We start from the raw sequence: 2,421 nt of genomic DNA, 5'->3' as shown, positions 1-2,421 counted from the left end.
AGGGAGAGCCCGAGGGCAACGGCCAGCTCGCTGAGCACGTCCCACGATTCCTTCAACGGCGCCTCGGCGTCGACAGCCGGGCGCAGGAACTGCACGCGGCCCTCGAGGTTGGTGTAGCTGCCCTGCCGCTCGGCGAAGCTGGTGGCCGGCAGGACCACCGAGGCGTTGATGTGCTCGGGCCGCGGAAGGTGATCCCACGCGGCAAGGAACTTGACGCTCGCGGGAATCCCGGCGGTGGGCGGTGGGCCCCAGCTGAGCAGCGCTTCGACTCCGTCCAGGGAATCCCACCCGGCGACGCCGAGCTCGAGGGCACCCCGCTCGTTGGTGCCTCGGTACAGCGGCATCATCTTGGCGCCGACCTTGCCGGCCAGCTCGGTGCACGCGGCCACCAGACCTGCCGCGTCCTCACTGCCGCGACCGTCCCCGTAAAGGATGGCCACGGGACCGCCGGGCTCTCGGAGCAATTCGTGGTCGGCCAACTTCCGAACCTCGGCGGCCGCCTCTCCCGGCTGGTTGCGGATGTGCACGGTTTGGCGGTGGCGGTCGAGGTCGACCGCAGTGGGGTGGATGACGATCAGCTTCGCGCCGCGCTTCGAGACCGCCTTCTTGACGCGAAGGTTGACGATGGGCACGTCGTTCTCGGTGTCCGAGGCGACGATGATGATGACGCGCGCGTTATCTATGTCCTTGATCATCAGTTGCTCGCCGCTTTGTGCAGGCAGCGCGGTGCGGCCGTGCATCTTGACCTTGGCGCCGCGAAGAGGTCCGTCGAGGAGTCGGCGGAACAGATAGCCCTCCTCATTGGTCAGGTCCTGCGGCAGAGAGATGCCGAGCTTCGACCCCTTGCCTTTGATCCCGTCGGCGACCGCGTTGAGGGCGACCGCCCACGTCGTCTTGGATCCGCCAACGGTGGGTACGCGGAGGCGCGCCGGGTCGTTGACGTCGGTGTAGTCAAACCTGCCGCGGTCGCATATCCAGCCCTCGTCGATGTCGTCGTTCTCGCGCGAGGTGACGCGCACCAGCTGGCCGCGGCGCTGCCACAAAGTGACGTTGCAGCCGACGGCACACTTCGAGCAAATGCTGGCGGTGTGGTCCATGTCCCACGGGCGTGACTCGAATCGCCACACGCGGGAGGTCAGGGCGCCGACCGGGCATAGGTCGATGATGTTGCCGCTGAAATTGGAGGTGAGCGGCTGGTCGAACTGGCTGGCGATGACCGAGTGCACGCCGCGCTCCGCGACCGTGAGCTCCTGCTCCCACGCCACCTCGTCGTAGTAGCGCGTGCAGCGATAACAGAGGACGCAGCGCTCGCGATCAAGGGCGATATTCGGGGAGAGCGGGATCGGCTTCTTGAAATGCAGGCGCGGGCCGCCGATGCGGCTCGTGGGATACCCATGGCGGAAGGTGAAGTCCTGCAGCGGGCACTCCCCGCCCTTGTCACACACGGGACAGTCGAGAGGGTGGTTGACGAGCTCGAACTCGAGAATGTCAGCCCGGGCCTGCACCGCCATCGCGCTCTGCGTGCGCACGACCATTCCGTCGGCCACCGGGCGGATGCACCCGGCCTGCGCGACCGGCGGCCCGGGCGATATCTCCACCAGGCACATGCGGCATGCGCCGACCGGCTCGAGCTTGTGGTGATAGCAGAAGACTGGGATCTCGATCCCGAGCAGCTTCGCCGCCTCGACCACCAGCGTGCCATCGGGCACCGTGACGACGCGGCCGTCGATGGTGACGTTGACCATCTTCACGTCAGGCATGGATCAGCGCCTTTTCGACCGAACACGTGTGGCGGAGGCAATGCTCCTCGTACTCGTTGCGGAAATGCCCCATGGTCGACTGGATCACCCAGCCGGCGGCGTCGCCAAGGCCGCACAGGCAGCGGCCACCCTGCAGCCCTTGCTGGACCCGATCCAGGAGCGCGAGCTCGATCTCCGAGCCTTCGTTCGCCAGGATCCGGTCGTAGGTCCGCACCGCCCAGTTGCTGCCGACGCGGCACGGCGTGCATTTGCCGCACGACTCATGGGCGTAGAAGCGCAGCAGCCGGGCTGCCGCCTTGACGACGCAATGCGAGTCGTCCATCACGATGATCCCGCCGGAGCCGCCCATCGTCCCGAGCGCTTTGAGGCCGTCGAGGTCGGTGGAGGTGTCGAGCATCGAGCCGGGGAGAACCTTGGCGGATGAGCCGCCTGGCCAGAAAACCTTGATCTTGCGACCCGGGAATGGCCCGCCCGCGAGCTCTTCGATGATGTGCCGGTACGTGACGCCGATCTCGATCTCGTAGTTGCCCGGCGTCTGGACGTCGCCGCTCACAGTCACTATTCGTGTGCCCTTCGCCTTCTCGGTGCCGCGCTTTGCGTACTCGGCGCCGCCGTGCCGCATGATCCACGGCACCGTCGACAGCGTCTCGACGTTGTTGAC

Annotated in this window: 2 protein-coding genes; both read right to left on the bottom strand. The window is 66.9% G+C overall.

The features are described 5' to 3' along the window. The coding region (locus tag VIM54_RS00100; protein WP_331898089.1) for a molybdopterin-dependent oxidoreductase at window positions 1-1,760 on the bottom strand (1,760 nt) is incomplete at its 3' end. After that, on the bottom strand, window positions 1,753-2,421 hold a 669-nt coding region (locus VIM54_RS00095), incomplete at its 5' end, for an NADH-ubiquinone oxidoreductase-F iron-sulfur binding region domain-containing protein (RefSeq protein WP_331898088.1). The genes VIM54_RS00100 and VIM54_RS00095, both read right to left, overlap by 8 nt.

Source organism: Lacisediminihabitans sp. (assembly GCF_036569425.1).
In the GTDB taxonomy this organism is placed as follows: Bacteria; Actinomycetota; Actinomycetes; order Actinomycetales; family Microbacteriaceae; genus Lacisediminihabitans.
The sequence above is the reverse complement of the archived record's forward strand: the minus strand, read 5'-3'. Positions and strand labels throughout refer to the sequence as shown.